The organism is Pseudomonas sp. PWP3-1b2 (assembly GCF_049896045.1).
In the GTDB taxonomy this organism is placed as follows: Bacteria; Pseudomonadota; Gammaproteobacteria; order Pseudomonadales; family Pseudomonadaceae; genus Aquipseudomonas; species Aquipseudomonas antarctica_B.
Genome location: NZ_JAFCTN010000005.1, coordinates 1 through 26,782, shown reverse-complemented (window position 1 = coordinate 26,782; position 26,782 = coordinate 1). Strand labels below are relative to the sequence as shown.

27 protein-coding genes are annotated in these 26,782 nt (G+C 60.6%); 11 read left to right on the top strand and 16 right to left on the bottom strand.

From position 1 onward, the window contains the following. Window positions 1-19: 19 nt before the first annotated feature. Both ACP7A2_RS04820 and lgt read right to left on the bottom strand, forming a co-directional pair. The gene (locus tag ACP7A2_RS04820) at window positions 20-853 is read right to left on the bottom strand and encodes a thymidylate synthase (protein ID WP_078739624.1); all 834 of its coding nucleotides are present in this window, start codon (window positions 851-853) and stop codon (window positions 20-22) included. Between the two features lie 51 nt (window positions 854-904). Further along, entirely contained in the window at window positions 905-1,717 is an 813-nt protein-coding gene (gene lgt, locus ACP7A2_RS04815) for a prolipoprotein diacylglyceryl transferase (protein ID WP_348056845.1), read from the bottom strand. A 215-nt stretch (window positions 1,718-1,932) separates the two neighbouring features. Between lgt and ACP7A2_RS04810 the strand changes: the two genes are divergently transcribed. Continuing rightward, the gene (locus tag ACP7A2_RS04810; RefSeq protein ID WP_426133315.1) at window positions 1,933-2,679 is read left to right on the top strand and encodes an NRDE family protein; all 747 of its coding nucleotides are present in this window, start codon (window positions 1,933-1,935) and stop codon (window positions 2,677-2,679) included. A gap of 105 nt (window positions 2,680-2,784) precedes the next feature. Here the strand turns inward: ACP7A2_RS04810 and ptsP are convergent, their stop codons facing one another. Together ptsP and ACP7A2_RS04800 are read right to left on the bottom strand one after the other, a co-directional pair. Further along, a complete protein-coding gene (gene ptsP / locus ACP7A2_RS04805; RefSeq protein ID WP_348056841.1) occupies window positions 2,785-5,064 on the bottom strand; it encodes a phosphoenolpyruvate--protein phosphotransferase in 2,280 nt (759 codons plus the stop codon). A gap of 22 nt (window positions 5,065-5,086) precedes the next feature. Then, window positions 5,087-5,566 (bottom strand): RNA pyrophosphohydrolase, encoded by a 480-nt coding sequence (locus ACP7A2_RS04800; protein ID WP_003176750.1) that lies wholly within the window; start codon window positions 5,564-5,566, stop codon window positions 5,087-5,089. A 143-nt stretch (window positions 5,567-5,709) separates the two neighbouring features. On the opposite strand from ACP7A2_RS04800, the gene ACP7A2_RS04795 reads away from it, so the two are divergent. Then, a complete protein-coding gene (locus ACP7A2_RS04795) occupies window positions 5,710-6,366 on the top strand; it encodes an HAD family hydrolase (protein ID WP_426133314.1) in 657 nt (218 codons plus the stop codon). Between the two features lie 102 nt (window positions 6,367-6,468). Here the strand turns inward: ACP7A2_RS04795 and ACP7A2_RS04790 are convergent, their stop codons facing one another. Further along, window positions 6,469-6,882: a DUF2269 family protein gene (locus ACP7A2_RS04790; RefSeq protein WP_375070645.1), complete on the bottom strand. Its 414-nt coding sequence runs from the start codon at window positions 6,880-6,882 to the stop codon at window positions 6,469-6,471. Window positions 6,883-6,922: 40 nt separating this feature from the next. Continuing rightward, window positions 6,923-8,437, bottom strand: a complete 1,515-nt coding sequence (gene ilvA / locus ACP7A2_RS04785) for a threonine ammonia-lyase, biosynthetic (RefSeq protein WP_426133313.1) — start codon at window positions 8,435-8,437, stop codon at window positions 6,923-6,925. A gap of 136 nt (window positions 8,438-8,573) precedes the next feature. Here ilvA and rpiA point away from each other — a divergent pair, with 136 nt between their 5' ends. Then, the gene (gene rpiA, locus ACP7A2_RS04780) at window positions 8,574-9,245 is read left to right on the top strand and encodes a ribose-5-phosphate isomerase RpiA (protein ID WP_426133312.1); all 672 of its coding nucleotides are present in this window, start codon (window positions 8,574-8,576) and stop codon (window positions 9,243-9,245) included. Window positions 9,246-9,359: 114 nt separating this feature from the next. Here the strand turns inward: rpiA and ACP7A2_RS04775 are convergent, their stop codons facing one another. The 4 genes from ACP7A2_RS04775 to ACP7A2_RS04760 form a co-directional block, all read right to left on the bottom strand. Then, window positions 9,360-10,268, bottom strand: a complete 909-nt coding sequence (locus ACP7A2_RS04775; protein WP_426133311.1) for an SdiA-regulated domain-containing protein — start codon at window positions 10,266-10,268, stop codon at window positions 9,360-9,362. Window positions 10,269-10,387: 119 nt separating this feature from the next. Then, window positions 10,388-11,311, bottom strand: a complete 924-nt coding sequence (locus tag ACP7A2_RS04770; RefSeq protein WP_426133310.1) for an SdiA-regulated domain-containing protein — start codon at window positions 11,309-11,311, stop codon at window positions 10,388-10,390. A gap of 224 nt (window positions 11,312-11,535) precedes the next feature. Further along, window positions 11,536-12,201: a fumarylacetoacetate hydrolase family protein gene (locus ACP7A2_RS04765; RefSeq protein WP_426133309.1), complete on the bottom strand. Its 666-nt coding sequence runs from the start codon at window positions 12,199-12,201 to the stop codon at window positions 11,536-11,538. A 23-nt stretch (window positions 12,202-12,224) separates the two neighbouring features. Further along, window positions 12,225-13,619 (bottom strand): FAD-binding oxidoreductase, encoded by a 1,395-nt coding sequence (locus ACP7A2_RS04760; RefSeq protein ID WP_426133308.1) that lies wholly within the window; start codon window positions 13,617-13,619, stop codon window positions 12,225-12,227. Window positions 13,620-13,823: 204 nt separating this feature from the next. Here ACP7A2_RS04760 and serA point away from each other — a divergent pair, with 204 nt between their 5' ends. Next, entirely contained in the window at window positions 13,824-15,053 is a 1,230-nt protein-coding gene (gene serA / locus ACP7A2_RS04755) for a phosphoglycerate dehydrogenase (RefSeq protein WP_426133307.1), read from the top strand. A gap of 63 nt (window positions 15,054-15,116) precedes the next feature. Here serA and ACP7A2_RS04750 read toward each other — a convergent pair whose 3' ends face one another. Continuing rightward, window positions 15,117-15,557, bottom strand: a complete 441-nt coding sequence (locus ACP7A2_RS04750; RefSeq protein ID WP_426133306.1) for a DUF4399 domain-containing protein — start codon at window positions 15,555-15,557, stop codon at window positions 15,117-15,119. Between the two features lie 133 nt (window positions 15,558-15,690). Here ACP7A2_RS04750 and ACP7A2_RS04745 point away from each other — a divergent pair, with 133 nt between their 5' ends. Further along, entirely contained in the window at window positions 15,691-16,164 is a 474-nt protein-coding gene (locus ACP7A2_RS04745) for a transporter substrate-binding domain-containing protein (protein WP_426133305.1), read from the top strand. A 104-nt stretch (window positions 16,165-16,268) separates the two neighbouring features. Here ACP7A2_RS04745 and ACP7A2_RS04740 read toward each other — a convergent pair whose 3' ends face one another. Together ACP7A2_RS04740 and ACP7A2_RS04735 are read right to left on the bottom strand one after the other, a co-directional pair. After that, window positions 16,269-16,763: a DUF523 domain-containing protein gene (locus ACP7A2_RS04740; RefSeq protein ID WP_426133304.1), complete on the bottom strand. Its 495-nt coding sequence runs from the start codon at window positions 16,761-16,763 to the stop codon at window positions 16,269-16,271. 2 nt (window positions 16,764-16,765) lie between these two features. Continuing rightward, window positions 16,766-17,398 carry a 2OG-Fe(II) oxygenase gene (locus ACP7A2_RS04735; RefSeq protein ID WP_426133434.1) on the bottom strand — a complete coding sequence of 211 codons (633 nt, stop codon included), beginning with the start codon at window positions 17,396-17,398 and terminating at the stop codon, window positions 16,766-16,768. A 131-nt stretch (window positions 17,399-17,529) separates the two neighbouring features. On the opposite strand from ACP7A2_RS04735, the gene ACP7A2_RS04730 reads away from it, so the two are divergent. Further along, complete coding sequence (locus tag ACP7A2_RS04730; RefSeq protein ID WP_348056817.1) at window positions 17,530-18,282, top strand: DUF2059 domain-containing protein; 753 nt, start codon at window positions 17,530-17,532, stop codon at window positions 18,280-18,282. A 101-nt stretch (window positions 18,283-18,383) separates the two neighbouring features. On the opposite strand, the gene ACP7A2_RS04725 is transcribed toward ACP7A2_RS04730, so the two are convergent. Beyond that, window positions 18,384-19,325 carry an alpha/beta hydrolase gene (locus tag ACP7A2_RS04725; RefSeq protein ID WP_426133433.1) on the bottom strand — a complete coding sequence of 314 codons (942 nt, stop codon included), beginning with the start codon at window positions 19,323-19,325 and terminating at the stop codon, window positions 18,384-18,386. Between the two features lie 99 nt (window positions 19,326-19,424). On the opposite strand from ACP7A2_RS04725, the gene ACP7A2_RS04720 reads away from it, so the two are divergent. The 4 genes from ACP7A2_RS04720 (at window position 19,425) to ACP7A2_RS04705 (ending at window position 22,086) form a co-directional block, all read left to right on the top strand. Then, entirely contained in the window at window positions 19,425-20,003 is a 579-nt protein-coding gene (locus ACP7A2_RS04720) for a DUF6436 domain-containing protein (RefSeq protein WP_348056815.1), read from the top strand. 96 nt (window positions 20,004-20,099) lie between these two features. Then, a complete protein-coding gene (locus tag ACP7A2_RS04715; protein ID WP_375070623.1) occupies window positions 20,100-20,456 on the top strand; it encodes an EamA family transporter in 357 nt (118 codons plus the stop codon). Further along, window positions 20,456-20,866 carry a DMT family transporter gene (locus ACP7A2_RS04710; RefSeq protein WP_348056811.1) on the top strand — a complete coding sequence of 137 codons (411 nt, stop codon included), beginning with the start codon at window positions 20,456-20,458 and terminating at the stop codon, window positions 20,864-20,866. Before ACP7A2_RS04715 ends, ACP7A2_RS04710 begins: the two co-directional genes overlap by 1 nt. Further along, window positions 20,866-22,086, top strand: a complete 1,221-nt coding sequence (locus ACP7A2_RS04705; RefSeq protein WP_426133303.1) for a DegT/DnrJ/EryC1/StrS family aminotransferase — start codon at window positions 20,866-20,868, stop codon at window positions 22,084-22,086. Before ACP7A2_RS04710 ends, ACP7A2_RS04705 begins: the two co-directional genes overlap by 1 nt. On the opposite strand, the gene ACP7A2_RS04700 is transcribed toward ACP7A2_RS04705, so the two are convergent. Together ACP7A2_RS04700 and ACP7A2_RS04695 are read right to left on the bottom strand one after the other, a co-directional pair. Continuing rightward, entirely contained in the window at window positions 22,058-22,942 is an 885-nt protein-coding gene (locus tag ACP7A2_RS04700; RefSeq protein ID WP_426133302.1) for a hypothetical protein, read from the bottom strand. The genes ACP7A2_RS04705 and ACP7A2_RS04700 overlap by 29 nt on opposite strands. Continuing rightward, window positions 22,939-24,045 carry a GNAT family N-acetyltransferase gene (locus ACP7A2_RS04695; RefSeq protein ID WP_426133301.1) on the bottom strand — a complete coding sequence of 369 codons (1,107 nt, stop codon included), beginning with the start codon at window positions 24,043-24,045 and terminating at the stop codon, window positions 22,939-22,941. The genes ACP7A2_RS04700 and ACP7A2_RS04695 overlap by 4 nt, the downstream gene beginning before the upstream one ends. Before the next feature lie 150 nt (window positions 24,046-24,195). Here ACP7A2_RS04695 and ACP7A2_RS04690 point away from each other — a divergent pair, with 150 nt between their 5' ends. Beyond that, the gene (locus ACP7A2_RS04690; protein ID WP_426133300.1) at window positions 24,196-26,550 is read left to right on the top strand and encodes a penicillin acylase family protein; all 2,355 of its coding nucleotides are present in this window, start codon (window positions 24,196-24,198) and stop codon (window positions 26,548-26,550) included. Window positions 26,551-26,782 lie beyond the last annotated feature (232 nt).

Genomic DNA, 26,782 nt, shown 5'->3' with positions numbered 1-26,782 from the left:
TTTTTGACCGAGGCCGCTTTCAGATGGCGACGTCGGCCTTGATGCTTGGGTCGGCGTCGTAGCCGACGATTTCAAAGTCTTCGAACTTGTAGTCGTAGATCGACGCAGGTTTGCGCTTGATCACCAGTTCCGGCAGCTTCTTCGGCGTGCGCGCCAGCTGGGTGCGGATCTGTTCCATATGGTTGCTGTAGGCGTGGGTGTCGCCGGTGGTGACGATGATCTCGTGCGGGATCAGGTCGCATTGCTGGGCGAGCATATGGGTCAGCAGCGCCAGGGCGGCGGTGTTGTACGGCAGGCCAAGGAACACATCGGAGCTGCGGATGTACAACTGCATCGACAGGTGACCGTCGTGCACAAACGCCTGGTACAGCAGGTGGCACGGCGGCAGGGCTTGCTTGCCGTCACGGGCGTTTTGCTGCGGGCTTTTGGTTTCGTCCGGCAGGTATTCGACGTTCCAGCCGTGAAACAGAATGCGACGGCTGTTGGGGTTGTTCTTCAGCGTGTCGACCATGTAATCGATCTGGTTGATCGTGCCGCCGTCCTTGGTCGGCCAGGCGGTCCACTGCTCACCGTAGACCGGGCCCAGGTCGCCGTCTTCGGTGGCCCATTCGTCCCAGATTTTCACGCCGTTTTCGTTCAGCCACTTGATGTTGGTGTTGCCGCTCAACATCCAGATCAATTCGTTGGCGATGCTTTTGAAATGAAGCTTCTTGGTGGTCAGCAGCGGGAAGCCGTCGGCCAAGTTATGCCGATACTGACGGGCGAACACGGCCTTGGTGCCGGTGCCAGTGCGATCGCCCTTGGTCAATCCATTGGTCACGACGTCGTTCAGTAGTTCGAGATATTGCTTCATGTTTTTACCTGTATCAAAGAAGCCGAGGCGCGCACGCCCCGGCGTTCGTATTTAAAGCGCGGCGTTCTTGATCGGTTGCGGGCGATTGTAAGCCCACCACAGCAGGCCCAGGCCAGCGATGATCATCGGCAGGCTGAGAATCTGACCCATGGTCAACCAGCCCCACGCCAGGTAGCCCAGCTGTGCATCCGGCACGCGGACGAACTCGACGATAAAGCGGAAGATCCCGTAGAACAACGCGAACATGCCGGACACGGCCATTGTTGGGCGTGGCTTGCGCGAGAATAGGTAGAGGATAAGGAACAGCGCCACGCCTTCCAGCGCGAACTGGTAGAGCTGCGACGGGTGGCGCGGCAGTTGCGCCGGGTCACTGAACGGCGGGAACACCATGGCCCATGGCACGTCGGTCGGCTTGCCCCATAGCTCGGCGTTGATGAAGTTACCGATACGCCCGGCGCCCAGGCCGATTGGCACCATTGGCGCAATGAAGTCCATCAGCTGGAAAAACGACTTGCCGTTGCGACGGCCGAACCACCACGCGGCGATCATCACGCCAACAAACCCGCCGTGGAACGCCATGCCGCCCTTCCACACTTCAAAAATCAGCGTGGGGTTGGCGATGTAGGCCGGCAGGTCGTAAAACAGCACATACCCCAGGCGCCCGCCGACGATGACCCCCATCGACAGCCAGAAAATCAGGTCAGAAAGTTTCTCTTTGGTCCAGGTCGGATCAAAACGGTTCAGGCGCCGGGAAGCCAGGAACCAGGCACCGCCGATGCCGATCAGGTACATCAACCCGTACCAGTGGATTTTCAGCGGACCGATGGCCAGGGCCACCGGGTCGATCTGCGGGTAAGGCAGCATTGCGACTCCTCGTTAATCATTAGTCATGGCGACCGGACCTTGCCCGGGCGCGATTAAGCCTGCGTTACATCAAGAAACTTATTCGCCGAGGAAGCCGACGGTCATCCACAAAGACCGGCATGTTAACGGATGGAAGGCATGCGACCCAACTGGATACGATGGAACGCCTGTGCCTGAGTGGGTAGAGTGGCAAAAAACACAAAAGGGATCGCCTGATGTGCCTGATTGTTTTTGCCTGGCGGCCGGGCCACGCCCAACCGCTGATCGTCGCGGCCAACCGCGATGAGTTCTACGCCCGCCCGAGCCTGCCGCTGGCGCAGTGGCCGGATGTTCCCGATATCTATGCCGGCCGTGATCAGCAAGCCGGTGGTACCTGGCTTGGGGTGAATGCAGCCGGACGTTTTGCGGCCCTGACCAATATTCGCGACCCTCACCAGCCACCGGCGCGCAAGTCCCGTGGGGAGTTGGTGGCGCGCTTTCTGAGTGGATCCCTGTCGATTGACGAATACTTGGCCGACGTTAACGGGCGTTCGATTGAATACGCCGGGTTCAACCTGCTGCTGGGCACGCGGGATGAGCTGTGGCATTACAACGCCAATGACACCGAGCCCACGCGATTGCAGCCCGGGGTATATGGGTTATCCAATGCCGGGCTGGACACGCCGTGGCCCAAGTTGCTCAAGGCCAAGGCGGCACTGAGCAGGTTGCTGGAGGATCCACAGCCGGAGCCGTTGTTGGGGATTTTGAGTGATGCGCAGACCGCGCCGTTCGCTGACTTGCCGGACACCGGGGTGGGGTTGGCGACGGAGAGCCTTTTATCCAGCGTGTTTATTGCCAGCCCGAGTTATGGGACGCGGGCGAGTACGGCGCTGATTGTGAATGCGGATGGGTCGCGGCGGATGGTGGAGCGCAGTTTTGGGCCGCATGGGGGGCGGCTCGGTGAAGTCGAACTGATGATTTAGCGGTGTCTGGACTGGCGCCATCGCAGGCAAGCCAGCTCCCACATTTGACTGTGTATGCAGTTCAAAATGTGGGAGCTGGCTTGCCTGCGATAGCCGCGCTTCGGTCTAAAGGGTTTTCGCCGAGGCCGGGTTAATCATCCGCGTCAGCCCCAGGTTCTTCAGCGCCAATTGCAGCGAGCTGTGGATAACTTGCGGGTTGTCGATGGTCATCAATTGCGCCAGCAGATCCTTGGCCATGCCCAGTTCCACCTGGCGCAACATCCACTTCACCTTCGGCAAGTTGGTGGCGTTCATCGACAGGCTGTCGAAGCCCATCGCCATCAACAGCACTGCCGCCGCCGGGTCGCCGGCCATTTCACCGCAGATGCTCACCGGCTTGCCTTCGGCATGGGCGTCGCGCACCACGTGTTGCAGGGCTTGCAGCACCGCCGGGTGCAGGTAGTCGTAGAGGTCGGCGACCCGTGGGTTGTTACGGTCCACGGCCAGCAGGTACTGGGTCAGGTCGTTGGAGCCGACCGACAGGAAGTCCACCTGGCGCGCCAATTCCTTGGCCTGGTATACCGCCGCCGGAATCTCGATCATTACGCCAATCGGCGGCATCGGCACGTCAGAGCCTTCGTCGCGCACTTCGCCCCAGGCGCGGTGGATCAGGTGCAGCGCTTCTTCCAGCTCATGGGTGCCGGAGATCATCGGCAGCAGGATACGCAGGTTGTTCAAGCCTTCACTGGCCTTGAGCATGGCGCGGGTCTGTACCAGGAAAATTTCCGGGTGATCGAGCGTTACACGAATACCGCGCCAGCCGAGGAAGGGGTTGTCTTCCTTGATCGGGAAATACGACAGTGACTTGTCGCCGCCGATGTCCAGGCTGCGCATAGTCACCGGCAACGGATGGAAGGCGGACAGTTGCTCGCGATAAATCGCCAGCTGCTCCTTCTCACTCGGGAAACGCTGGTTGATCATGAACGGCACTTCGGTGCGGTACAGCCCCACGCCTTCAGCGCCGCGCTGTTGCGCACGGGCTACATCGGCGAGCAGGCCGGTGTTGACCAGCAACGGCACGCGGTGGCCGTCGAGGGTGACGCAGGGCAGTTCGCGGAGAGAATCCAGGCCCAGTGCCAGTTGTTTCTCTTCTTCCACCACCTCGGCGAACTGCTTGCGCAGCAAGTCGCTGGGGTTGGTGTAAACCTCGCCGCGATGGCCATCGACGATCATGTCGATGCCGTCGACTTTGGAATACGGCAAGTCCACCAGGCCCATCACGGTCGGGATGCCCATGGCTCGGGCCAGGATCGCGACGTGGGAGTTACCCGAACCCAGCACCGAGACCAATCCCACCAGCTTGCCTTCCGGCACTTCGCCGAGCTGGGTGGCGGTCAGCTCTTCACTGACCAGGATGGTGTTGGCGGGGAACACCATGTTGGTCGTACGGTCTTCCTGCAGGTAAGCCAGCAGACGGCGACCGAGGTCGCGCACATCCGAGGCCCGCTCACGCAGGTAGGCGTCGTCCATCATTTCAAAGCGGTTAACGTGATCGGTCACCACTTGACGCAGCGCGCCCTGGGCCCACTGGCCGGTCTTGATCACAGTTTTGACTTCGTTCCCGAGGGACGCGTCGTCGAGCATCATCTGGTACACGTCGAACAGTGCGCGCTCTTCCGGGCGCAGCTGGGTGGCCAGCTTGTTCGACAGGTTGCGCATGTCGGCGCGCACGCCTTCCAGCGCGGTTTTGAACAGTTTTATTTCGGCTTCGATGTCTTTGACGGTCTTGTCCGGCACCACGTCCAGGTCCGCCGGCGGCAACATGACCACCGCCGTACCGACCGCAGCGCCCGGCGAACCCGGCACGCCGACAAACTTGGCTGCCTGGATGCCCTTGCCTTCACGGCCCAGGCCGCGAATCGAGCCCGTCGCCTCGGCATGGGCAATAACCCCGGCCAACTGCGCGCTCATGGTCACAAGGAAGGCTTCTTCACCTTCGTCGAACTGGCGGCGCTCTTTTTGCTGGATGACCAACACGCCGACGACGCGGCGGTGGTGAATGATCGGTGCGCCGAGGAACGAGGCGTAACGCTCTTCGCCGGTTTCGGCAAAGTAGCGGTAACGCGGGTGATCGGCCGCGTTTTCGAGGTTCAGGGGTTCTTCACGCGTCCCCACCAGGCCCACCAGACCTTCATTGGGCGCCATGCTGACCTTGCCGATGGAGCGCTTGTTCAGGCCCTCGGTGGCCATCAGCACAAAACGGTTGGTCTCGGGGTCCAGCAGGTAAACCGAGCAGACCTGGCTGCCCATGGCTTCCTTGACGCGCAACACAATAATCCCCAACGCCGCCTTGAGATCCTTGGCGGAGTTAACTTCCTGGACGATCTTGCGCAGCGTATTGAGCATGGCTCGGGGTCGAACTCCGTCGTCAGTCGCGCGCTAAAAGGCGCGGGGCAAGCTCTTTGAGAGCGCGACGATAAACTTCGCGCTTGAATGTCACCACCTGGCCCAACGGGTACCAATAGCTGACCCAACGCCAGCCATCGAACTCCGGTTTACCGGTTAAATCCATCCGCACCCGCTGCTCGTTGGAGATCAGGCGCAGGAGAAACCATTTTTGCTTCTGGCCGATGCACAGCGGTTGGCTGTGGGTACGCACCAGGCGTTGCGGCAAACGATAGCGCAACCAGCCACGGGTACAGGCCAGAATTTGCACATCTTCGCGCTCAAGGCCGACTTCTTCATTCAACTCACGGTACAAGGCGTCTTCAGGGGTTTCGTCGGGGTTGATTCCACCTTGAGGAAACTGCCAGGCATCTTGGTTGATTCGGCGAGCCCATAGCACCTGTCCGGCATCATTCGTAAGAATAATCCCGACATTAGGACGGAAACCATCGGGGTCGATCACGGCAACAACCTCGCAAACGCATGTCGCCGCATTGTTCCACAAAGGTTCATCAAGCGGCAACGAGGCTTCTTACCTTATGTGCACTCTTGTGAAAAGACCGTATTCTGGACGCCTTTTTACAGACTTTTCAGCGAGTAACTGCAATGCGCCTGGCTTTATTCGACTTGGACAACACCCTTCTCGGCGGTGACAGCGATCACGCGTGGGGCGATTACCTCTGTGAACGCGGGATTCTCGACCCGGTGGCCTACAAGGCACGCAACGACGCGTTCTATCAGGACTACCTGGCCGGCAAGCTGGATAACGCCGCTTACCTGAATTTCAGCCTGGAAATTCTCGGCCGCACCGAGATGGCTCAGCTGCAGGCATGGCACAACGACTTTATGCGCGACTGCATCGAGCCGCTGATGCTGCCGCTGGCCGAGGAACTGCTGGCCAGGCATCGCGCCGCCGGCGACAAGCTGGTGATCATCACTGCGACCAACCGCTTCGTGACTGCGCCGATTGCTGCGCGCCTGGGCGTGGAAACCCTGATCGCCACCGAGTGCGAGATGGAAAATGGCCGCTACACCGGGCGCAGCACCGACGTGCCGTGCTTCCGTGAAGGCAAGGTGACGCGCTTGAACCGCTGGCTGGAAGAGACAGGGAATAGCCTGCAAGACAGCTACTTTTATAGCGATTCGATGAATGACTTGCCGTTGCTGGAGCAGGTGACGCATGCGGTGGCGGTGGATCCGGACCCGAATTTGCGTGCAGAGGCCGAGAAGCGTGGGTGGCCGGTGATTACGCTGCGCAGCTGAGTGCGCTATCGCAGGCAAGCCAGCTCCCACCTTTTTGATTTGTGAACACAGTCAAAGGTGGGAGCTGGCTTGCCTGCGATGAAGCCGACTCGGTCTTGAGCCTTAAACCGGCTTGGCGCCCATCAACCCGGCAATCGCCACAAACCCCACCAGACTGACCACCGCCAGTACCAGGGTGAAATTCAGGTTGCCGCCCTCGCCTTTGCGCAGGCGATTAAGCCGCGCCACCAGCCAGAACCACGCCAGCGCCGCCACGGTGTAGAGAATGCTGGAGCCCAGGATCCAGATTTGCCCCAGCGGCCAGCCGATCAGATGCGCCAGCCACCAGCCGGTAAACGGCATGCTCACCAGGCAAACGCCCATCAGTAGCCACACAAACACCCACGGGCGTTGCACGGTCACCGCTGGGCCGGCGCTGCGTTTGCGCCAGGCCAGTACCGCCAGGCCGAGGCCGCTGAGCAGCAGCAATACGGTGGCGGTGATGTGGATAACCTTGAGGGTGGTCAGCGTTTCCATGGTCTCTATTCCTTAAGGGCCGCTCAGTCAGCGTAGTCGCTCAACCGAGGAACAGCTGGTAGGCCGGGTTTTCGCTTTCATCCCAGTACGGGTAACCGATTTCGGCCAGAGCGGCCGGCACCAGGTGGCGCTCGTCCGCCGGTACTTGCAGGCCCGCGACCACACGGCCATCGGCGGCGCCGTGGTTGCGGTAGTGGAACATCGAGATGTTCCAGCGCCCGCCCAGCTTGTTGAGGAAGTTGAACAGCGCGCCGGGGCGCTCCGGGAATTCGAAGCGAAACACCAACTCGTCACTGACTTTGGCCGCATGCCCACCGACCATATGGCGGATGTGCAACTTGGCCAGTTCGTTTTCGGTGAGGTCCAGCACCGGGAAACCCTGGCCCGTAAGGCTGGCGATCAACGTGCTGCGCGGGTCGTTTTCCGGGTGAGTCTGCACGCCGACAAAGATGTGCGCCTCGCGGCCGGAGTGGTAGCGGTAGTTGAATTCGGTGATCTGGCGCTTGCCCACGGCTTCGCAGAACGCCTTGAAGCTGCCCGGCTGCTCGGGGATGGTCACGGCGATGATGGCTTCGCGGCCTTCACCCAGCTCGGCGCGCTCGGCCACATGGCGCAGGCGGTCGAAGTTCACGTTGGCGCCGGAGTCGATGGCGACCAGGGTTTGCCCGGTGACACCACGGGTCTCCACGTATTTCTTGATGCCTGCCACGCCCAGGGCGCCCGCAGGCTCGGTGATCGAACGCGTATCGTCGTAGATATCCTTGATCGCCGCACAGATTTCATCGGTGCTCACGGTGATCACTTCATCTACATAGTCTTTGCAGATTTCGAAGGTGTACTGGCCGATCTGCGCCACCGCCACGCCGTCGGCAAAAATGCCCACGGTTGGCAACACCACGCGCTCACCCGCAGCCATGGCGGCTTGCAGGCAGTTGGAGTCGTCTGGCTCAACGCCGATGATCTTGATGTCCGGGCGCAGGTATTTCACGTACGCCGCGATACCGGCGATCAGCCCGCCGCCGCCCACCGGCACGAAAATCGCGTCCAGTGGCCCCGGGTGCTGACGCAGAATTTCCATCGCCACGGTGCCCTGCCCGGCAATGGTGTGTGGGTCATCATAAGGGTGAATGTAGACGTAGCCTTTTTCGTCGACCAGTTTCAGCGAATAGGCCAACGCTTCCGGGAAGGTATCGCCATGCAGCACCACTTTGCCGCCACGCGAACGCACGCCTTCAACCTTGATTTCGGGCGTGGTCTTGGGCATCACGATGGTGGCTTTCACCCCCAATACTTTAGCGGCCAGTGCCAGGCCCTGAGCATGGTTGCCCGCCGACGCCGTAACCACGCCGCGCGCGCGCTCCTCAGCCGTCAACTGGGTCAGCTTGTTATAGGCGCCGCGAATCTTAAACGAGAACACCGGCTGCAAGTCTTCGCGCTTGAGCCAAACGTTGTTGCCCAGCCGCTCGGAGAGCTGGCGAGCAGTTTGCAACGGGGTTTCCACGGCGATGTCGTAGACGCGCGAGGTGAGGATCTTTTTGACGTACTGTTCAAGCATCGGCGGAAATCACTGAGCAGGTTGGGCAGGGCCAAGGAGTCTAACCCAGCGTTTGGCCGGGCGACCACACGAATCCCGAGGTTTTGTTGGGTTATACTCGCGCCCCTCTTTAGTCCCCGCCCGTTCCGGAGCCCGCATGACCCAGGATCAACTCAAACAGGCAGTGGCCCAGGCCGCCGTCGATTTAATCCTTCCCAAACTCGACGACAAGAGCGTCGTCGGTGTCGGCACCGGCTCCACTGCCAACTGCTTTATTGACGCACTGGCCCAGCACAAAGGCGCATTCGACGGCGCCGTCGCCAGCTCCGAAGCCACCGCCGCACGCCTCAAAGGCCATGGCATTCCGGTGTACGAACTCAATACCGTGAGCGACCTGGAGTTCTACATCGACGGCGCCGACGAAAGTGACGCGCACCTGAACCTGATCAAAGGCGGCGGCGCAGCCCTGACCCGCGAGAAGATCGTCGCGGCCGTGGCCAAGACCTTCATCTGCATCGCCGACGGCAGCAAGCTGGTGCCGGTGCTCGGCGCATTCCCGCTGCCGGTGGAAGTGATCCCGATGGCCCGCAGCCACGTGGCCCGCGAGCTGGTAAAACTCGGCGGCGACCCGGTGTACCGTGAAGGCGTGTTGACTGACAACGGCAACATCATCATTGACGTGTTCAATATGCAGATTACCAACCCGGTGGAGCTGGAAAGCCAGATCAATGCCATCGTTGGCGTAGTGACCAACGGCCTGTTCGCCGCACGCCCGGCGGATGTGCTGCTGCTGGGCACCGCTGAAGGCGTCAAAACCCTCAAGGCCTAAGCAAAGCGGCTGTGCTTTTAGTGGGAGCTGGCTTGCCTGCGATGGCGGCGGTGCATTCACCAAAGCCATCGCAGGCAAGCCAGCTCCCACAGGGGTTCAGCGGCGGCTTGGGGGTCAAGGCTTCTTGAACACGTAAAACAGGTTCGGCTCGCTGACCAGATACAAGCTGCCTTCGTCATCCATGGCGATTCCTTCGGCCTGAGGCACACGTTTTTTCAGGCCCTGGCGCCCGTTGAGCAACGACAAGCTGCTTAACGGGCGACCGTCAATGTCCAGCTCCAGCACCAGAAACGACTCATCCGACAGCGCCAGCAAATGCCCGCTGCGCTCGTCGTATTGCAGGCTCGACAGGTCGCGTACAAACAGCCCGGCATCGCGCTTGGGGTTGTTGATCACGTGCACCGAATAGGTTTTTTCCGGCTTGAAGTGGGGAAACCCGTGGACCTCGTAGATCAACATCGGGTCGCGCTCCTTGGCCACGAACAGGCGCTTGCCCACCGAATCGTAGGCCAGGCCTTCGAAACCTTTGTTGCCGCCAATGTGCACGCCGAGGGTCATTTGCTCCGCGTCGGCGGCGTCGAGAAATTTCGTGTCGTCATCCACATGCACTTTGATCAGCCGCTGCTGGGCTTCATCGCTGATCACGTAGATGTTGTCGCTGATGAACTCCACCGCCTCGGCATCGCCAAAACCCACCAGCGGGATGCGCCGCAGGAGTTTGCCCTCCAGCGACAACTCGATCAGCTCGGCGTTTTTATTGGTAACGGTAAACAGGCTTTTGCGCACCGGGTCATAGGTGAGTGCCGAGACGTCGTCATTAAGGCCTTCGATCACCTGGCCTTCCACCACTACGCGGTAATCGGCCAGGCCAATCGAGCGCTCATCGGCAGGCGAGCGCCAGGTCTGCCAGTTGAACCACGCGCGTTCGAACAAGCGAAGTTGCTGCGCGACCAACCCGGTGGCAACCAGGGCAATCAGCAACAGAATAAGTAATGCGGGTTTGGGGCGGGTAAATCGGCGCATCAGCAGGGCTCAAGATCAAAAGTGGCGAATGAATATCACGCCTGTCTGAATTTAAACTTAAACGCTGCCCGATGTCTGGCGAATGCCGTTCCTGGAGAAATATCCGACGTAATCGTGGGTTATTTTTGCTTTTCGAAACGATAGAACAGGTTCGGCTCACTGACCATGTACAGCGTGCCGTTCTCATCCATGGTCACGCCTTCTGCGCGAGGGATGGTTTGCTTGAGGCCGTTGAAGCCGCCGAGCAGGGTCATGAAGCTGACTTGCTCGCCCTTTTCATCCAGTTCCAGCAACAGGTGAGAGTCGGCCGACAGCACCAGCAGGTGCCCGGTACGTGGGTCGACCGCCAACGCCGAAAGGTTGCGCATGTCCAGCTCGGTGCTGGCGACCTTTTGCTTGTCGCCGGTCAGCGCAATGCCATCGCTTTTCAAGGTGAACAGCGCGGGCGGGCGCTCTTCGCCGAGTACGATCTGGTGATTGCGCTTGTCCCAGGTGACGCCTTCGAAGGCTTTGTTCTGGTTTTTGGACGGGCCCAGGTCGTAAGGCTTGAAGTCGGCGATGTTCAACTGCTGGGTGCCCGGGTCTACCTTGACCACGGTCAGGCTGTGCATACGCTCATCGACAATGGCCATATGGCCATCTTCCATCATCGTCAGACCTTCCGGGTTGTTCCAGCCAATGAGCGGCATTTTGCGCAGCACATCGCCTTGCAGGCTTAGCTCAACAAGGAACGGGTTTTTGCCCATGACGGAAAACAGAGTTTTGGTCTGCGGGTTGTACGTCACATCCGAGGCTTCGTCCTTTTCCATGCTGGGCAACACTTTGGCGTCGATGACCACCTGATAGTCAGGCAGCCACACGCTGGCTTGCTGTTCGGCCGGGGTTTCAAAGCGCTCCGCTACCCACAAGACGCCGCGATCGTCCCAATGCATGACCCATGAAACGCCATACACAATCACCCCGACCAAAAGCAGCCAGGAATACCAGCGCAGGGAGAGACGGGAGCGAGGCTTGGAAGTGACGGTAGGCAAGGGCACGGCCATGGGGTGCTTTTCCGGGAAGTCAGCTTAAGGTGATAGCACAGGATCAACGGGCCTGCGCGCAGGAGGCTGGGGATTATCCGGATGGTGTGTGAAAAAAATGCAAAACCCGAAGCCTGGTATGCACACAAACCCCTGTGGGAGCTGGCTTGCCTGCGATGGCGTCAGTGAATTCACCACCGTCATCGCAGGCAAGCCAGCTCCCACATTTGGACTGTATTCAGCCTTTAGCGAACGCTGCTTTCGAAGCGGCTGCCGCCACCCAACTCCAGCACCAGTTCATCACCCACATTCAGCGGGCCCACGCCAGCCGGCGTGCCGGTGAGGATTACATCGCCCGCCTGCAGCGAGAAGCAGCTGGCCATGTGCTGGATCATCGGGATGATCGGGTTGAGCATCTGCGAGCTGTTACCGTCCTGGCGCACTTCGCCGTTGATGGTCAGGCGAATGCCGATGTCGGTCAGGTCCGGGAACGTGCTGCCAACCACGAACGGCGCGATCACCGCCGCGCCGTCGAAGGACTTGGCGATTTCCCACGGCAGGCCCTTGGCTTTCAGCTCGGCCTGCTTGTCGCGCAGTGTCAGGTCCAGCGCCGGGGCGAAACCGGAGATGGCGTCCAGCACTTCTTCGCGGCTGGGCTTGGTCGACAGCGGTTTGCCGATCAATACCGCGATTTCAGCTTCGTAATGCACCGAACCGCGCTCGGTCGGAATGGCAAACCCACCTTCCAGCGCAACCACGCAGCTGCCCGGCTTGATGAACAGCAACGGCTCGGTCGGTACCGGGTTGTCCAGTTCCTTGGCGTGTTCGGCGTAGTTACGCCCGATACACACCACCTTACCCAGGGGAAAGTGGATGTTGGTGCCGTCGACATACTTGTGCTGGTAGCTCATGGAACGACTCCTTCAGGGGGCGGTTAAACAGCGAAGATCTTGCCAGGGTTCATGATCCCGTTCGGGTCGAACACCGCTTTCACTGCTTTCATGTAGTCGATTTCAACCGGGGAGCGGCTGTAGGTCAGGTAATCGCGCTTGGTCATGCCAACACCATGTTCGGCGGAGATCGAACCGTTGTACTTCTGCACGGTTTCAAATACCCACTTGTTCACGGTGGCACACTTGGCGAAGAACTCGTCCTTGCTCAGGTTTTCCGGCTTGAGGATGTTCAGGTGCAGGTTGCCGTCGCCGATATGGCCGAACCAGACGATTTCGAAGTCCGGGTAGTGTTGGCCAACGATCGCGTCGATTTCCTTCAAGAACGCCGGTACTTTGGAGACAGTCACCGAAATGTCGTTCTTGTACGGCGTCCAGTGGGAAATGGTTTCGGAGATGTACTCGCGCAGTTTCCACAGGTTATGCAGCTGGGTTTCGCTCTGGCTCATCACGCCGTCCAGCACCCAACCCTGCTCCACACAGTGTTCGAAGGTTTCCAGGGCGTGGTTGGCGACTTCTTCGGTGGTGGCTTCGAATTCCAGCAGCGCGTAGAACGGGCACTCGGTTTCGAACGGCGCCGGCACGTCGCCACGCCCCATCACTTTGGCCAGGGCCTTGTCGGAGAAGAACTCGAAGGCGGTCAGGTCGAGCTTGCTCTGGAAGGCGTGCAGCACCGGCATGATCGAGTCGAAATCAGTGGTGCCGAGCACCATCGCGGTGAGGTTCTTTGGCGCACGGTCCAGACGCATGGTGGCTTCGACCACAAAACCCAACGTACCTTCGGCGCCGATAAACAGCTGGCGCATGTCGTAGCCGGTGGCGTTCTTGATCAGGTCGCGGTTCAGCTCCAGCACATCACCCTTGCCGGTGACGACCTTCATGCCGGCCACCCAGTTACGGGTCATGCCGTAGCGAATAACCTTGATCCCGCCGGCATTGGTGCCGATATTGCCGCCAATCTGGCTGGAACCGGACGAGGCGAAGTCCACCGGGTAGTACAGGCCTTTTTCTTCGGCGACGTTCTGCAATTGCTTGGTGACCACGCCCGGCTGGCACCTGGCAGTGCGGTCGGTGAGGTTCACCTCGAGAATCTGGTTCATGTAGTCGAACGACACCACCACTTCGCCATTCGCTGCCACCGCAGCTGCCGACAGGCCGGTACGCCCACCCGATGGCACCAGCGCCACCTTGTGTTCATTGGCCCAACGGACGATGGCCTGCACCTGCTCAGTGGTCTTCGGGAAGACAATAGCCACCGGAGCCGGCGCGAAGTGCTTGGTCCAATCCTTGCCATAAGCCTCAAGGGAGTCAGCATCGGTCAGGACCTTGCCAGGCTCTACCAGGGTCTTCAGCTCATCAATCAGGGCAGGATGGGTCATCGACAGAACTCTCGAACAATTCATGGTCATCCTGAGAACGCTTCACGTCGCAGGAATGGGTGTTTAGCGGGGCACGTATGCTAGCATACCGCCCCCGCAGGACAGAGCCCAAGGGCGTTTTGCGGTGACGGCTTTCCTGCCGTCCGGGTCAGCTTACGCGATCCGATTCCCTGCCATTTTTCTCCGGGATACAGGTTTACGCAGATGAGCAAGACTTCTCTCGATAAGAGCAAGATCAAGTTCCTTCTTCTGGAAGGCGTCCACCCATCGGCCGTCGAAGTCCTGAAGGCCGCCGGGTACACCAGCATTGAGTACATCACCAGTTCTCTGCCGGAAGCCCAGTTAAAGGAAAAGATCGCCGACGCGCATTTTATCGGCATTCGCTCCCGCACTCAGTTGACCGAAGAGATCTTCGATCACGCCAAGAAGCTCGTGGCGGTCGGCTGTTTCTGCATCGGCACCAACCAGGTCGACCTCAATGCTGCACGCGAGCGCGGCATCGCGGTGTTCAACGCACCGTACTCCAACACCCGTTCCGTTGCGGAGCTGGTGCTGGCCGAGGCCATCCTGCTGTTGCGCGGCATCCCTGAGAAAAACGCTTCCTGCCACCGTGGCGGCTGGATCAAAAGCGCAGCCAACTCCTTCGAAATCCGTGGCAAGAAGCTGGGTATCGTCGGTTACGGCTCGATCGGCACTCAGTTGTCGGTACTGGCTGAAGGCCTGGGCATGCAGGTGTTCTTCTACGACACCCTGACCAAGCTGCCATTGGGCAACGCCACTCAGGTGTCGAGCCTGACCGAGCTGCTGGGCATGTCCGACATCGTCACCCTGCACGTTCCGGAAACCACTGAGACCCAGTGGATGATCGGCGAGAAGGAAATCCGCGCCATCAAAAAGGGCGGCATCCTGATCAACGCTGCACGCGGCACCGTGGTCGAGCTGGACGCACTGGCCGACGCGATCAAGGACAAGCACCTGATCGGCGCCGCGATCGACGTGTTCCCGGTGGAGCCACGCTCCAACGACGACATCTTCGAAAGCCCGCTGCGTGGCCTGGACAACGTGATCCTGACCCCGCACATCGGTGGCTCCACTGCTGAAGCCCAAGCCAACATCGGCCTGGAAGTCTCGGAAAAGCTGGTCAAGTACAGCGACAACGGCACCTCGGTGTCTTCCGTCAACTTCCCGGAAGTGGCGCTGCCGGCTCACCCTGGCAAGCACCGTCTGCTGCACATCCACCAGAACATCCCTGGCGTGATGATGGAGATCAACAAGGTCTTCGCGGAAAACGGCATCAACATCTCCGGTCAGTTCCTGCAGACCAACGAGAAGGTCGGTTACGTGGTAATCGACGTCGACGCCGAATACTCGGACCTGGCGCAAGAGAAGCTGCAGCACATCAACGGCACCATTCGTAGCCGCGTGTTGTTCTAAGGTTTCAACGCACCACGAAAAAGGGAGCCCCTCGGGGCTCCCTTTTTTTCATCTGAACAACGCTTACTTGACGTTAACCGTGATCACTTTCGAGGCGACAGTCGGGTTGAACTGCATGTGCAGTTTGTCGCCGGCGACCAGCTGCAGGGTGTGCTTGCCCGGGGTCAGGGTCAGCTCGGTTTCGGTTTGCGCCTTGCCGTAGTGGATCACGGTGTCGGTGGCCGGGATCGGCATGCTGGCGTCCGGCAGTTCTTTCTGGTCGATCAGCAGGTGATGGTGGCCAGTACCTGGATCCTGGCTGGTGGCCGGAGCCAGTTTCAGGCCTTCCATGCCGAATTTGACGGTGAAGGTTTTATCCACGGTGGCGCCGTCTTTTGGCGACACGATAAACACTTTGGCACCTTCAGGTGGCGCGCTGCGGGGAATTCCGTCAGCAGCGCTGGCCAACATGGAAGCACCCAGCAGCAAGCTGGCAATCGTGGCACGGGACAATAGAGCGTTCATTCGTTTCTCCAGTTTCTGCGGGAAATCTGTTGGGTTATGACAACTTCGCGACAAATTGCTGTCCAAGGCACTCAATACCCTAGCAAAGCGACGCCGACTGGCGTATCGCACAGCTGAATTTTTTGGAGCGACCATGCGCTTTTCGCCTGGCCTTGTACTGTTGCTTTCCCTTCTGAGCCCATTGGCTCATGCCGACCTGATCGATGATGTGTTCGACCGAGGCGAACTGCGTATCGCCCTGGAGGCCAACACGCCACCCTTCAACTTCAAGGACGGTGACAAGCTCACCGGGTTTGAAGTGGAGCTGGGTGAGCAACTGGCCAAGGAAATGGACGTACGCCCCTCGTTCATCACCACCGATGACGCCGACCTGCTGCCAGGCGTTGAATCCGGCAAATACGATGTGGCTATCAACCATATCGCTCTGACTGCCGAGCTGCAGGATCGGTTCGATTTCAGTGACGTCTATAAGCAAACACCTGAGCTGGCGATTCCATTCCAAAAAGGCAATCCGGCGTTCAAAAGTAGTTTGGACAAGGCATTGCATCAGATTAAGGCGGATGGTCGCCTGAAGGCGTTGACGCAGAAGTGGTTTGCACCTGAGTAAATGCAATCAATGTGGGAGCTGGCTTGCCTGCGATAGCAGTATGTCAGTCACACATCAGGTGCTGACCCAAAGCTATCGCAGGCAAGCCAGCTCCCACAGTTGATTCAGGTTGAGTCAGTGAGATGGGTCAGCGCCTGTGCCGCCTCGGGCAATTCCAGCTCACTGAACACCACCACCCCATGGCGCTTGAGCAGCGCCGCCGTGACGCCTTCGCCGCTGACCTTCACTCCACTGAAGGTGCCGTCATAGGTCAGCAGGTTGCCGCAGGATGGGCTGTTGGCCTTGAGCACAGCGATGCGGATACCGTGGCGCTGCACCAGCGCCAATGCCTGGCGGGCGCCGTCGAGGAAGGCGGCGCTGAAGTCTTCGCCCTCGGCCGTCAGTACCTGGGCGCGCCCTTCCCACACATCGATGCCCTGCCCGCCGGGAATCTCGGCAGACGGCCTGGGCGTCGGCAAACCGCCCGACACTTCCGGGCAGATCGCAACGACGCGGTCCTCAGCCTGCCACGCCGCCAATTGATCGAACGGCCCGCTGGCCTCGCCGTCGTAGCGCACCTTGTGCCCGAGCAGGCAGCGGCTGACCAGAATCTTTTCCATGGTTAAAACGGCTCGTTGCCGCGCCGGCGAAACCAGCCAGTGAGGGACAAGCGCTCGCGCGTGGCGGGCAGGACTTCGTGGGGTACCTCCCCGGACAGAAACACCACCAGGCAACCGCCAGTGGGCACCACGTCGTATTCGACGCCGCCTTTGAGGTACATGCGCAACTGGCCGCCATGCTCGGGCAGCCAGTCCTCATTCAAGTAAACCACCGCCGAAACCATGCGCCGGTCATCGTCGCGAAAACGGTCCACATGCTTGAGGTAGAACGCGCCCGGCGGGTACATCGCGAAATGGCTTTCGAAATCTTCCAGGCCCAGAAACAGCCCGCGATTCATCGCCTGGCGCAGGCTGTCCATCACGCCCATGTAGGTCTCACAAACGGCTGCGTCGCCCTCCTCCAGCCACTGGATATGGTCACCGCGAATGCCCTCGCGGATCTCCTGCGCCGGCCCGCGTCCGACTGCGGCAGGTGCCAGTTCCCCTTCGGCCGCACGTTTATGGCACTCAGCCGCCAATTCCAGGGTCAGAGCCTGGGGCAGGAAGCCGTTCTGCTGCGACCAGCCTTTTTCGGCCAGGTCATCGACAATGCGTTGCAGCAGGGGATGATCGAGGGGGATTTGCATGGCGCGCATAGTATCCATACGCCTGTGAATCCGACAGAGCCGCCGAGCGTCTGAATACACTTTAGTCAGGTAGCCGATAGGATTTCTCGACAAATCCTACGCCCGACACGGACAATAGTGGCCGACTGACAGGAGTCCCTATGCGTCGTTTGTTTTTTTCCATGCTGATGCTCTGCGTTTTGCCCGCTTGGGCAGACGGCCATGACCAGTTGTACAAGGTTGCCGGCTGGGCCGAACAACGTGCGCATTTCAATGACGCCCTCAGTGCGACCCAGCAGCGCTACCGCAATAGCCTGCCGCCAGCGGTGTACCAGGCGCTGGTCGACAACAGCAATAAGCGCTTTGCCGCCCAGGCGGTGGACAAGCGCGCCGAAGCGCAATTGCGCCAAAACCTCGCGGACCCGAAACCTGCACTGGCGTTTTTCCAGTCGCCGTTGGGCCGCAAGATCGTCGCCGCCGAGTTACTCGCCACCCGCCGCGACCAGTTGGCCAAAAATGCTCAGGGCCTGCCGCACATCGAAGCCGACGCCACCCGCAGCCTGATCATCGGCCACCTCGCCCAAGCGTTACCGGCCCGTGAAGCCGGTGCGGAAGTCAGCCTGGCAATTGCCGGTGTAGCCGCCGACAGCTTGAGCCAGATGATCCCCGGCTTGTTGGGCGGTGGTCAGGCGCAGGGCATGTTGAATGGCCAGCGTGAGCGGTTGATGCAGCAGATTGGCAATGACCTGAATAACACGTTGTTGTATGTCTATCGGGATTTGTCTGACCCGGAGCTGGAAGAGTTCGCCACGTTTGCGGAGTCGCCGGAGGGTAAGGCGTATTACAAGGCGGCACTGGCAGCCATACGTGCGGGCCTTGCCGTCGGCCAGAGCACTTCCAGCCTGGCGCAGTAAACAATGTGGGAGCGGGCTTGTCGAATCGTCGCACCGCTGCGATAGCGGTGGGTCAGTCACACCGCTATCGCAGGCAAGCCAGCTCCCACACTTCCACCCTGTTACTTCAGGTGATCGGTGAGGTACTTGAAGTATTCTTCGCGAATCTCTGGAATCTCATTCGCCAAATGATGCCTGCCTCGCTTCAGCATCAATACCTCGGGCTGATCAAACTTGCTTCGCAGCACCTGCAAGTTGTGTTGCCAGTCCACCGTCATGTCTTCCTCACCCTGCACAATCACCGGCCGACGTGGGCTGCGCGGTGCGGCTTCGATGCGTTTGATCCAGCGCGACAATGCGCCCACCCAGGCAGTCGGCAATTGGCGCGGCTGTAACGGGTCGGCTTCAAGGAAGGGTTTGAATGCAGGGTCGTGGGTGTTCTCGCTGAACCGTCGCGCAATGCCTTTGACGAACGGGCGCAGCAGGTAATAGCTGACCTGCGACCAGCCCCAGGCACGCGGGCGCACCAAGGGCGACAGCAGGAAGGTTTCACCCTGAGCCGGGCTGTCGGCGCCATGGTTGAGCACGTGGTCCACCACCACCGCACCACCGGTGCTTTGCCCGAACAGGTGCCAGGGTTGCGGCAGTTGCAGCATTTTCGCCTGGGCAAACAGCGCCTGCACCACGTCCTGGTACACCGCAAAATCATCGATGCTGGCGCGCGCGCCGCTGGACAGGCCATGGCCCGGCAAGTCGCAGGCAATCACCACGAAACCCTGATCCAGCGCCCAGTCCACCACGCTGCGGTACAGCCCCATGTGGTCGTAGAAGCCGTGGAACATGAACATTGTCGCCACCGGCACCGGCGGCCACCACACTTGCGCCACGACTTGAAACCCATCCACTTCGAAGCGCCCCAGGCGGCTGGTGGCTGGCACGTTGCGCGCCGACAGGTCCAGCCCGTAGAAACGCTGGTAGACCCGCGCCTCGGCGCTGAGCGGTTGCGCATCCACTAAAGGCCGCAAGCTTTCGCGCAGATGATCGGGGTCAAAACTGACAGGCATAAAGGGTTCCAGACTCACGGTGAAGATGAATATCGAGCTGCGATATTCATCTGTCAGGGCAAGCATGGCAAGCTACGCGATCTTCGAGGATTGATCTGAATGCGACAACCCTACCGCTCCGCCTTGTTCGCCAGCCTGCTTTTGGTCATTTGCGCCGGGGTGCTGTGGACGGCGTACGACTGGTTCCAGGGCCGCTACCTGCGGGCGTTCAGCGAACACACGGCGGTGTTTTCCGGCGATGCCTTGCGCCTGCCCGCCGAGCTGGCAGGCCCCGGCCCGATCCGCCTCGTGCACTTCTGGGACCCGGCGTGCCCGTGCAATGTCGGCAACCAGCAGCACCTGAGCGAGCTGATCGAGCACTACGCGCCCAAGGGCGTCGAGTTTTATGCCCTGCAAAAAGCCGGCAGCCACGGCAAGCTGCCCGATAACCTGCGCGACATGAAAACCCTCGCCGGCCTGTACGGTGCCGACCAGGTACCGGCTACACCGGCCGTGGGCATTTGGGATCGCAGCGGAAAACTGGCGTACTTCGGCCCCTACAGCGAAGGGCTGACGTGTAACACCGGCAACAGTTTTATCGAGCCGATTCTCAAGGCCCTGGACGCCGGGCGCGAGATCGATGCCACCCACACCCTGGCGGTGGGTTGCTATTGCCAGTGGGGCAATGCGTCAAACTGAACACAAGCTGTTCGACCGGCAAACTCCAGTCACCCGGCCAGCAGGCTCATGTATCGTAGTTTTCCAGCGGGTTTGTAAAGCAGACGACAGGAACACATGAGCCAGTTAACCATCATCCTCTGGATGCTCAACGTGATCGTTGACACATCCGGCCAGCTGGCATTCAAAGCCGCCGCCTCCGCCAGTGCCGAACACGACGGCCTGGCCCACTGGAAGCACATGCTCAAGCGCCCGTGGATCTGGCTCGGCGTCATCTGCTACGTCTTCGAATTCGTGTTGTGGCTGGCGTTTCTGTCGCTGGTGCCGTTGTCGGTGGGCGTGATGCTCGGCTCGATCAACATTGTGGTGATCATGATTGCCGGGCGTTTCCTGTTCAAGGAAAGCCTGAGCAAGTGGCGGTTGATCGGCATCCTGCTGATCGCCTGTGGCGTGACCGTCGTAGGGTTCGAATGATGAAACGCTTTTATATTCTGGGTTTTCTCGCGCTGATCATTTTCGACACACTGGCGCAGGTCAGTTTCAAATTCGCCTCGGTGCATGCAGAGCCCTTGGCGATGGATGTCGCCTGGCTGGTTCGCGTGTTTGGCGCACCGTGGATCTACGGCGCTTTCGTGGGGTACATCGGCGCCTTCTTCACCTGGATGACGTTGCTCAAGTACGCGCCGGTAGGCCCTGCGTTTGCGGCGTCGCACCTGGAGCTGATCAGCGTCACGCTGATCTCCGTCTGGCTGTTCGATGACAGCCTGACCCTGCCCAAAATCATCGGCGGCGCGCTGATCATCGCGGGCATTCTGTGCCTGGCGCGCAGTGAAGACGAAGCCGAAAAAGTCGTCGAAGCCGACCCTGCGGAAACGCTCGCGTAATGCTCCGTCGAGAAATCCCGCCCACCGCAGGGCTGCCTCTGCGCTGGCAGGATTTACTCGGCCTTTCGGGTGAACTGGCCCCCGCGCTGGCCCGCCAACTCTCGATCCCACTCCCCGCGTTGCCCTGCTCCGGCACTGCCGCACTGATCATCGCCCTGCGCGTGTTGCAGCAACGCATGCCCGGCCGCACCCGGCTGATCGTGCCGGCCTACACATGCCCGCTGGTGGCATTGGCCGCCCATTACTGCCCGCCGTTGCGGGTGGTGCCGTGTGATTTGCAGCAGGGCGGCATCGACCTGGATGAAAGCCAAATGGCGCAACTGTGCGACGAAAGCACCCTCGCAGTGGTGGTCACTCACTTGGCGGGGCGCGTGGCCGATGTGGATACGGCCAGGCGCATCGCCAGTCGCGTCGGCGCCGCAGTGATCGAAGACGCCGCCCAAGCCATGGGCGCGCTGGACGACGGCCACTCTGTGGGGCTTAAAGGCGACGTGGGGTTTTTCAGCATGGCCCTCGGCAAAGGCCTGACAACGGCGGAAGGCGGCGTGCTGTTCAGCCGCGACCCGGTGCTGCATCAGGCACTGCATCGCCAGTGCCGCAACGACCTGCCCTTCAGCCTGCGCTGGGAGCTGCAACGCAGCGCCGAACTGTGGGGTTACGCGCTGGTTTATCAGCCGCGCGGTTTGTATTACGCGTATGGCAAAGGCCTGCGCGCAGCGCTGGCACACGGCGATGAAGTGGCCGCCGTGGGGGACGACTTTTCGGTCGACGACATCCCGCTGCACCGTCTCGGCGGCTATCGACGCAAAGTCGGCGCCGCCGCACTGGCTCGCTTGCCTGACTACTTGCAGCAAGGCCGCCAGCGCGCATTGCACCGCGCAGCACGCTTGAATGCCCTGCCCGGCGTCTCAGTGGTGATGGACCGGCCAGGGCAGCAAGGCACCTGGCCTTTTCTGATGGTGGTGATGCCGTCTGCACAGGCCCGTGATGCGGCGATGGCCCAGCTGTGGACCTCCGGGCTCGGCGTAACGCGCCTGTTTATCCACACCCTGCCCGGCTACCCCGCCGTCGCCCCGCTGTTGCAGACGGCAGGCCCGATCACTCAGGCCGAGGACTTCGCCCGCCGCAGCCTGTCGATCAGCAACAGCCATTGGCTGAGCGACGAACACTTCGAACGGATACTGGCTCAGCTCAAGGCGATTGTTGCCAGCCCTGATTGATGCGCGTCACCAGCCGGCTGTTCAGCTCGTTCTGTTGTTGCTGCCAGATATGTATTTGCGCCGCAGGCAATTGCTCCTGGCCGTCGGACGCACTCAGCCAGCGCTTGAACGTGCTTTGATAGCTGTATGCCGACACGTCCCCGGTGATGTCCGCGCCGATGATCCGGCCCTCGCAGGCGCTGATCAGGTCGTTCAAATGCCGCTCAAGGAACTCGCCCTGGTCCCAGTTGGTGTTCACCACGGCGGGGCTCAGCACGTCTTTGTCGATGGACAGGTACACCGGCAACGAGGGATCAAACTGCGCCAGAAACGCATGCATCAATGCATCGGGATTGCTGAACGCCCGATTGCCACGACTGGCACCCACCCAGTTCATCCAGCGCGTGTCGACGTTGACGTTCCAGTAGGTCAGCTTGCGCTTGAGCAGCGGCGACCAGTGATTTTCCCAGGCGTGGCCCAGGGCAATGTCCTGCGAGCCAATGCCCAGCACATGCACATGCTCGACCTGCGGCAAGCGGCTGGCCCAGTAGACCCACGAGCCGCAGTGGATGCCGAACGGGTAGCGCATGTTGTCGGGGTGGTTGTCGCAAATGATCAGCTGAAATTTTTGCTGCGCGGGCAGGCGGTTCAGCAGCAGTTGGCTGAGGTGGTGATAGTCGCCGCTGCCGGTGAACACGCAGCCATAGTCGCTTGGCATTTGTGCATCAAGGGCCGTTTCCAACGCTTTGAATTGCGCCCAACTGCAGCCGAAACGGATTTTTTCCTGCCAGGTTTGCAGCGGCACGGTGACTGCGCCGGGGATGTCACTGACCGCGCCGTCGAAATCCAGGATCAGCGGCGCTCGGGCCACACTCATGAGGTTTGCTCCTGATGCCATTGGTTGTCGCTTTCAAAATGATGGCGAAAACGATTGCCCAACTTGCGCAGCAGCGGGTTGCGTACCCACACCAAATGGCGCGTAAACGTGAAGTCGGCGCCGAGGTTGGCCTTGACCTGCGGGTCGGTCCAGCCCGCCACATAGAATTTCAGGCCGTTGGCCACGGCGTACTCCAGGTTCACAAACCAGCTGACGAAGTAGAGGTTGAACTCCAGCGCCAGCGGGTAATTCAGGCCGATGTACTTGTCGAGCAGCTTGCCGCCCTGCACGTAGCACAGGTTGAAGCCGATCAGCTCGTCGCAGTGCCAGTAGCAGAACACGCGGCCGTTGCTGTCGGGATCCCTCAGCAAGCCGCTGAAAAACGCAGGGGTCAGCAGGTCAAAGTGGATCTCGCTCTGGTCGTACACCGCCTTGTACAGATCAAACAATTGCGTCAGCCAGGCGTCGTCGTTAAACCGCGCATCGCCGGTGTCGAGAATGTCCACGCGCATGGCCTCACGGCTGCGCAACTTGCGTCGGATATTGCGGCGACGGCTGTGGGACAAGCGCGCCAGGTATTCATCAATCGTGGTGAAGTTGATCGGCACATACGCCAGTGCCTGGCCCTCCAGGCTGATAAAGCCGCGCCGGGTGCAGTCCTCGATCAAGGCCTGGGCGTAGCGGTTGTCCGCGTCACTGAGCAGTGGGGAGTCGCACGGCACATCCTTAATGACAGTGAGCTTGCGTTGCGTCACGCATTCGTCCTGCAGCCATTGCGCGAGGTCCTGAGGCGCAATGCGTTGTGGCAACGGCGCGTATTCGCTGACCGTGGTGCCGACGAAACAGCTGTCGACACGCAGCCACGAATGCCAGAAGCGATACCCCGGCCAGCCGCGCACACGCGCCACGAATGCGTCGTCGGCGGTGGTCAGCAGGTCGAATGGCGTGAAGAAATACGGCAGGCCCTGAGCGGACAGCCGAGCGTCAAAGCCCACTGGCGGGTGCTGCAAAAACTGCCCGATCAGCGAGGGCGCTTCCAGGCAACACGCGTAGGTGGCCTCGGGGCGGCTGGAGTCTGACAGGGGTTGCAGGGCGCAGGTCATGGCGAAAAGCTCAAAGATGACAGGTGGAATAATAGCCGCTTCGAGGTGTTCTCCACTTGAACCTCGGCTGTCGCAGCAGCAATTCCCCGAGCCTTCGCCAAACCCATTAGACTCCGTTGACCTCCAAGGTGACTGACTCAAGGACCGTCCATGAAACGCAGCCTGACCGTGCTCGCTCTGCTGATTGCCGCCCTCCTGGCGGGCGCCGGCTGGTATGTCTACAGCAAGCAACCGACCCGCCAGGGCACCGAAACACTGGCCAACCTGCAGGGCTCGGTCACTGTGCGTTATGACGACCGTGGCGTGCCGCACATCCGCGCAGAGAACGAGACCGACCTGTACCGCGCCCTCGGCTACGTGCATGCTCAGGATCGGCTGTTCCAGATGGAGATCATGCGGCGCCTGGCCCGTGGCGAGCTCGCCGAGGTGCTGGGGCCCAAAGTGCTGGAGACCGACAAACTGTTCCGCAGCCTGCGCATTCGCGAGCGCGCCTTGAGCTACGTGGAACACATGGACCACGACTCGCCGGCGTGGAAAGCGCTGCAAGCCTATCTGGACGGCATCAACCAATATCAGGACAGCCACGCCAGCCCGATGGAATTCGACGTGCTGGGCACTCCCAAACGCCGCTTTACCGCCGAAGACACCATCAGCGTTGCCGGTTACCTGGCCTACAGCTTTGCCGCCGCGTTTCGTACAGAACCGTTGCTGACGTACATCCGTGACCAGTTGGGCGGCGACTACCTGAAAGTCTTTGACCTCGACTGGCAACCCAAGGGCGCGCTGAACCTCGCCGCCAGCGACTGGAACCGCCTCGGCGCCCTCGCCTCGCTGAGCGATAAAGCCCTGGCCGACAACGGCCTGCCGCAGTTCGAAGGCAGCAACGCCTGGGCCATCAGCGGCAGCCGCACCAAGAGCGGCAAGCCGTTGCTGGCGGGTGACCCGCATATCCGCTTCTCGGTGCCGTCGGTGTGGTACGAGGCGCAACTGTCGGCGCCGGGCTTTGAGCTGTATGGCTATCACAACGCACTGGTGCCGGTAGCGTTCCTGGGGCACAACCTGGATTTCGGCTGGAGCCTGACCATGTTCCAGAACGATGACCTCGACCTGATCGCCGAAAAGGTCAACCCGGCCAATCCCAATCAGGTCTGGTACCACGACCAGTGGGTCAACATGACCAGCAGCGAGCAGCAGATTGCGGTCAAGGGCCAGGCGCCGGTGACCATTACCCTGCGCCAGTCGCCCCACGGCCCGATCATCAATGACGTGCTCGGCGAAAGCGCCGGCAGCACGCCGATAGCCATGTGGTGGGCGTTCCTTGATACGCAGAACCCGATTCTTGAAGGGTTTTACCAGCTCAACCGCGCCGACACGCTGGCCAAGGCGCGTGCGGCAGCGGCCAAGGTCTCGGCACCGGGGCTGAACATTGTGTGGGCGAATGCCAAGGGCGATATCGGCTGGTGGGCGGCGGCGCAGTTGCCGATCCGGCCGGCCGGGGTCAACCCGGGGTTTATCCTGGATGGCAGCAGCGCTCAGGCCGACAAGTTGGGTTTTTATCCTTTCAGCGCCAACCCCCAGGAAGAAAACCCGGCGCGCGGGTACGTGGTGTCCGCCAATGCGCAGCCGGTGTCGCCTACTGGCATGGAGATTCCCGGTTATTACAACCTGGCTGACCGTGGCCAGCAGTTGAATGCGCAGTTGAGCGACAACAGCGTGAAGTGGGATGTGAATAACAGCCAGGCCTTGCAGCTGGGTACAACCACCGCGTATGGCCCGCGGTTGCTGGCGCCGTTGTTGCCGGTACTGCGTGAGGTGGTCAAGGACCCGGCGCAGTTGAAGCTGGTCGATCAACTGGCTGCATGGAAAGGCGACTACCCGCTGGAGTCCACCAGTGCCACGTTGTTTAACCAGTTTTTGTTCAACCTGACGGATGCGGCTTTTCACCCCAAGCTTGGCGACAACCTATTCAAGTCGCTGTTGAGTACGCGTGTGATCGATGCTGCGTTGCCGCGCCTGGCTGATTCGCCGGATTCGCCGTGGTGGGGTGGCAAGCGTGCCGAGACCGTGAAACTTGCCTGGGATAACAGCCTGGCGCATCTCAAGGCGACGTTTGGTGATGACCCGAGTCAGTGGCAGTGGGGCAAGGCGCATACCTTGACGCACGGGCATCCGTTGGGGATGCAGAAGCCGTTGGATGTGGTGTTTAACGTTGGGCCGTTTCCGGCTCCCGGCAGCCACGAAGTGCCGAATAACCAATCGGCTGCGATTGGGCCGGCGCCTTGGCCGGTGACGTATGGGCCTTCGACGCGGCGGCTGATTGACTTCGCTGACCCGGCTCATGCGTTGACGATCAACCCGGTGGGGCAAAGCGGGGTGCCGTTTGATTCGCACTATGGTGATCAGGCGCAGACGTACATTGAGGGTGGGTATGAGCAGGCGCACTTTACTGATGAGGAAGTCACGGCGAATACGCGTGGAACGTTGAAGTTACTGCCTGCCCGGTAACGGCCTGTAAACCCGATTAATGTGGGAGCTGGCTTGCCTGCGATGGCGGCCTGTCGGGGTGCATATCCGTTGCTGCGGTAACGGCTTAAATTGGTTCCGCTCTTACAGCGGGTCACTTTTGGAAAAGAGCCCCAAAAGTAACCAAAAGGGCTCTTGCCCCACCACTCGGCACCTCGCTTAGGCTCGGTGTGCCCGCACTCCGGCTTGAATCCGTGGGCCGCCGCGATGGGCC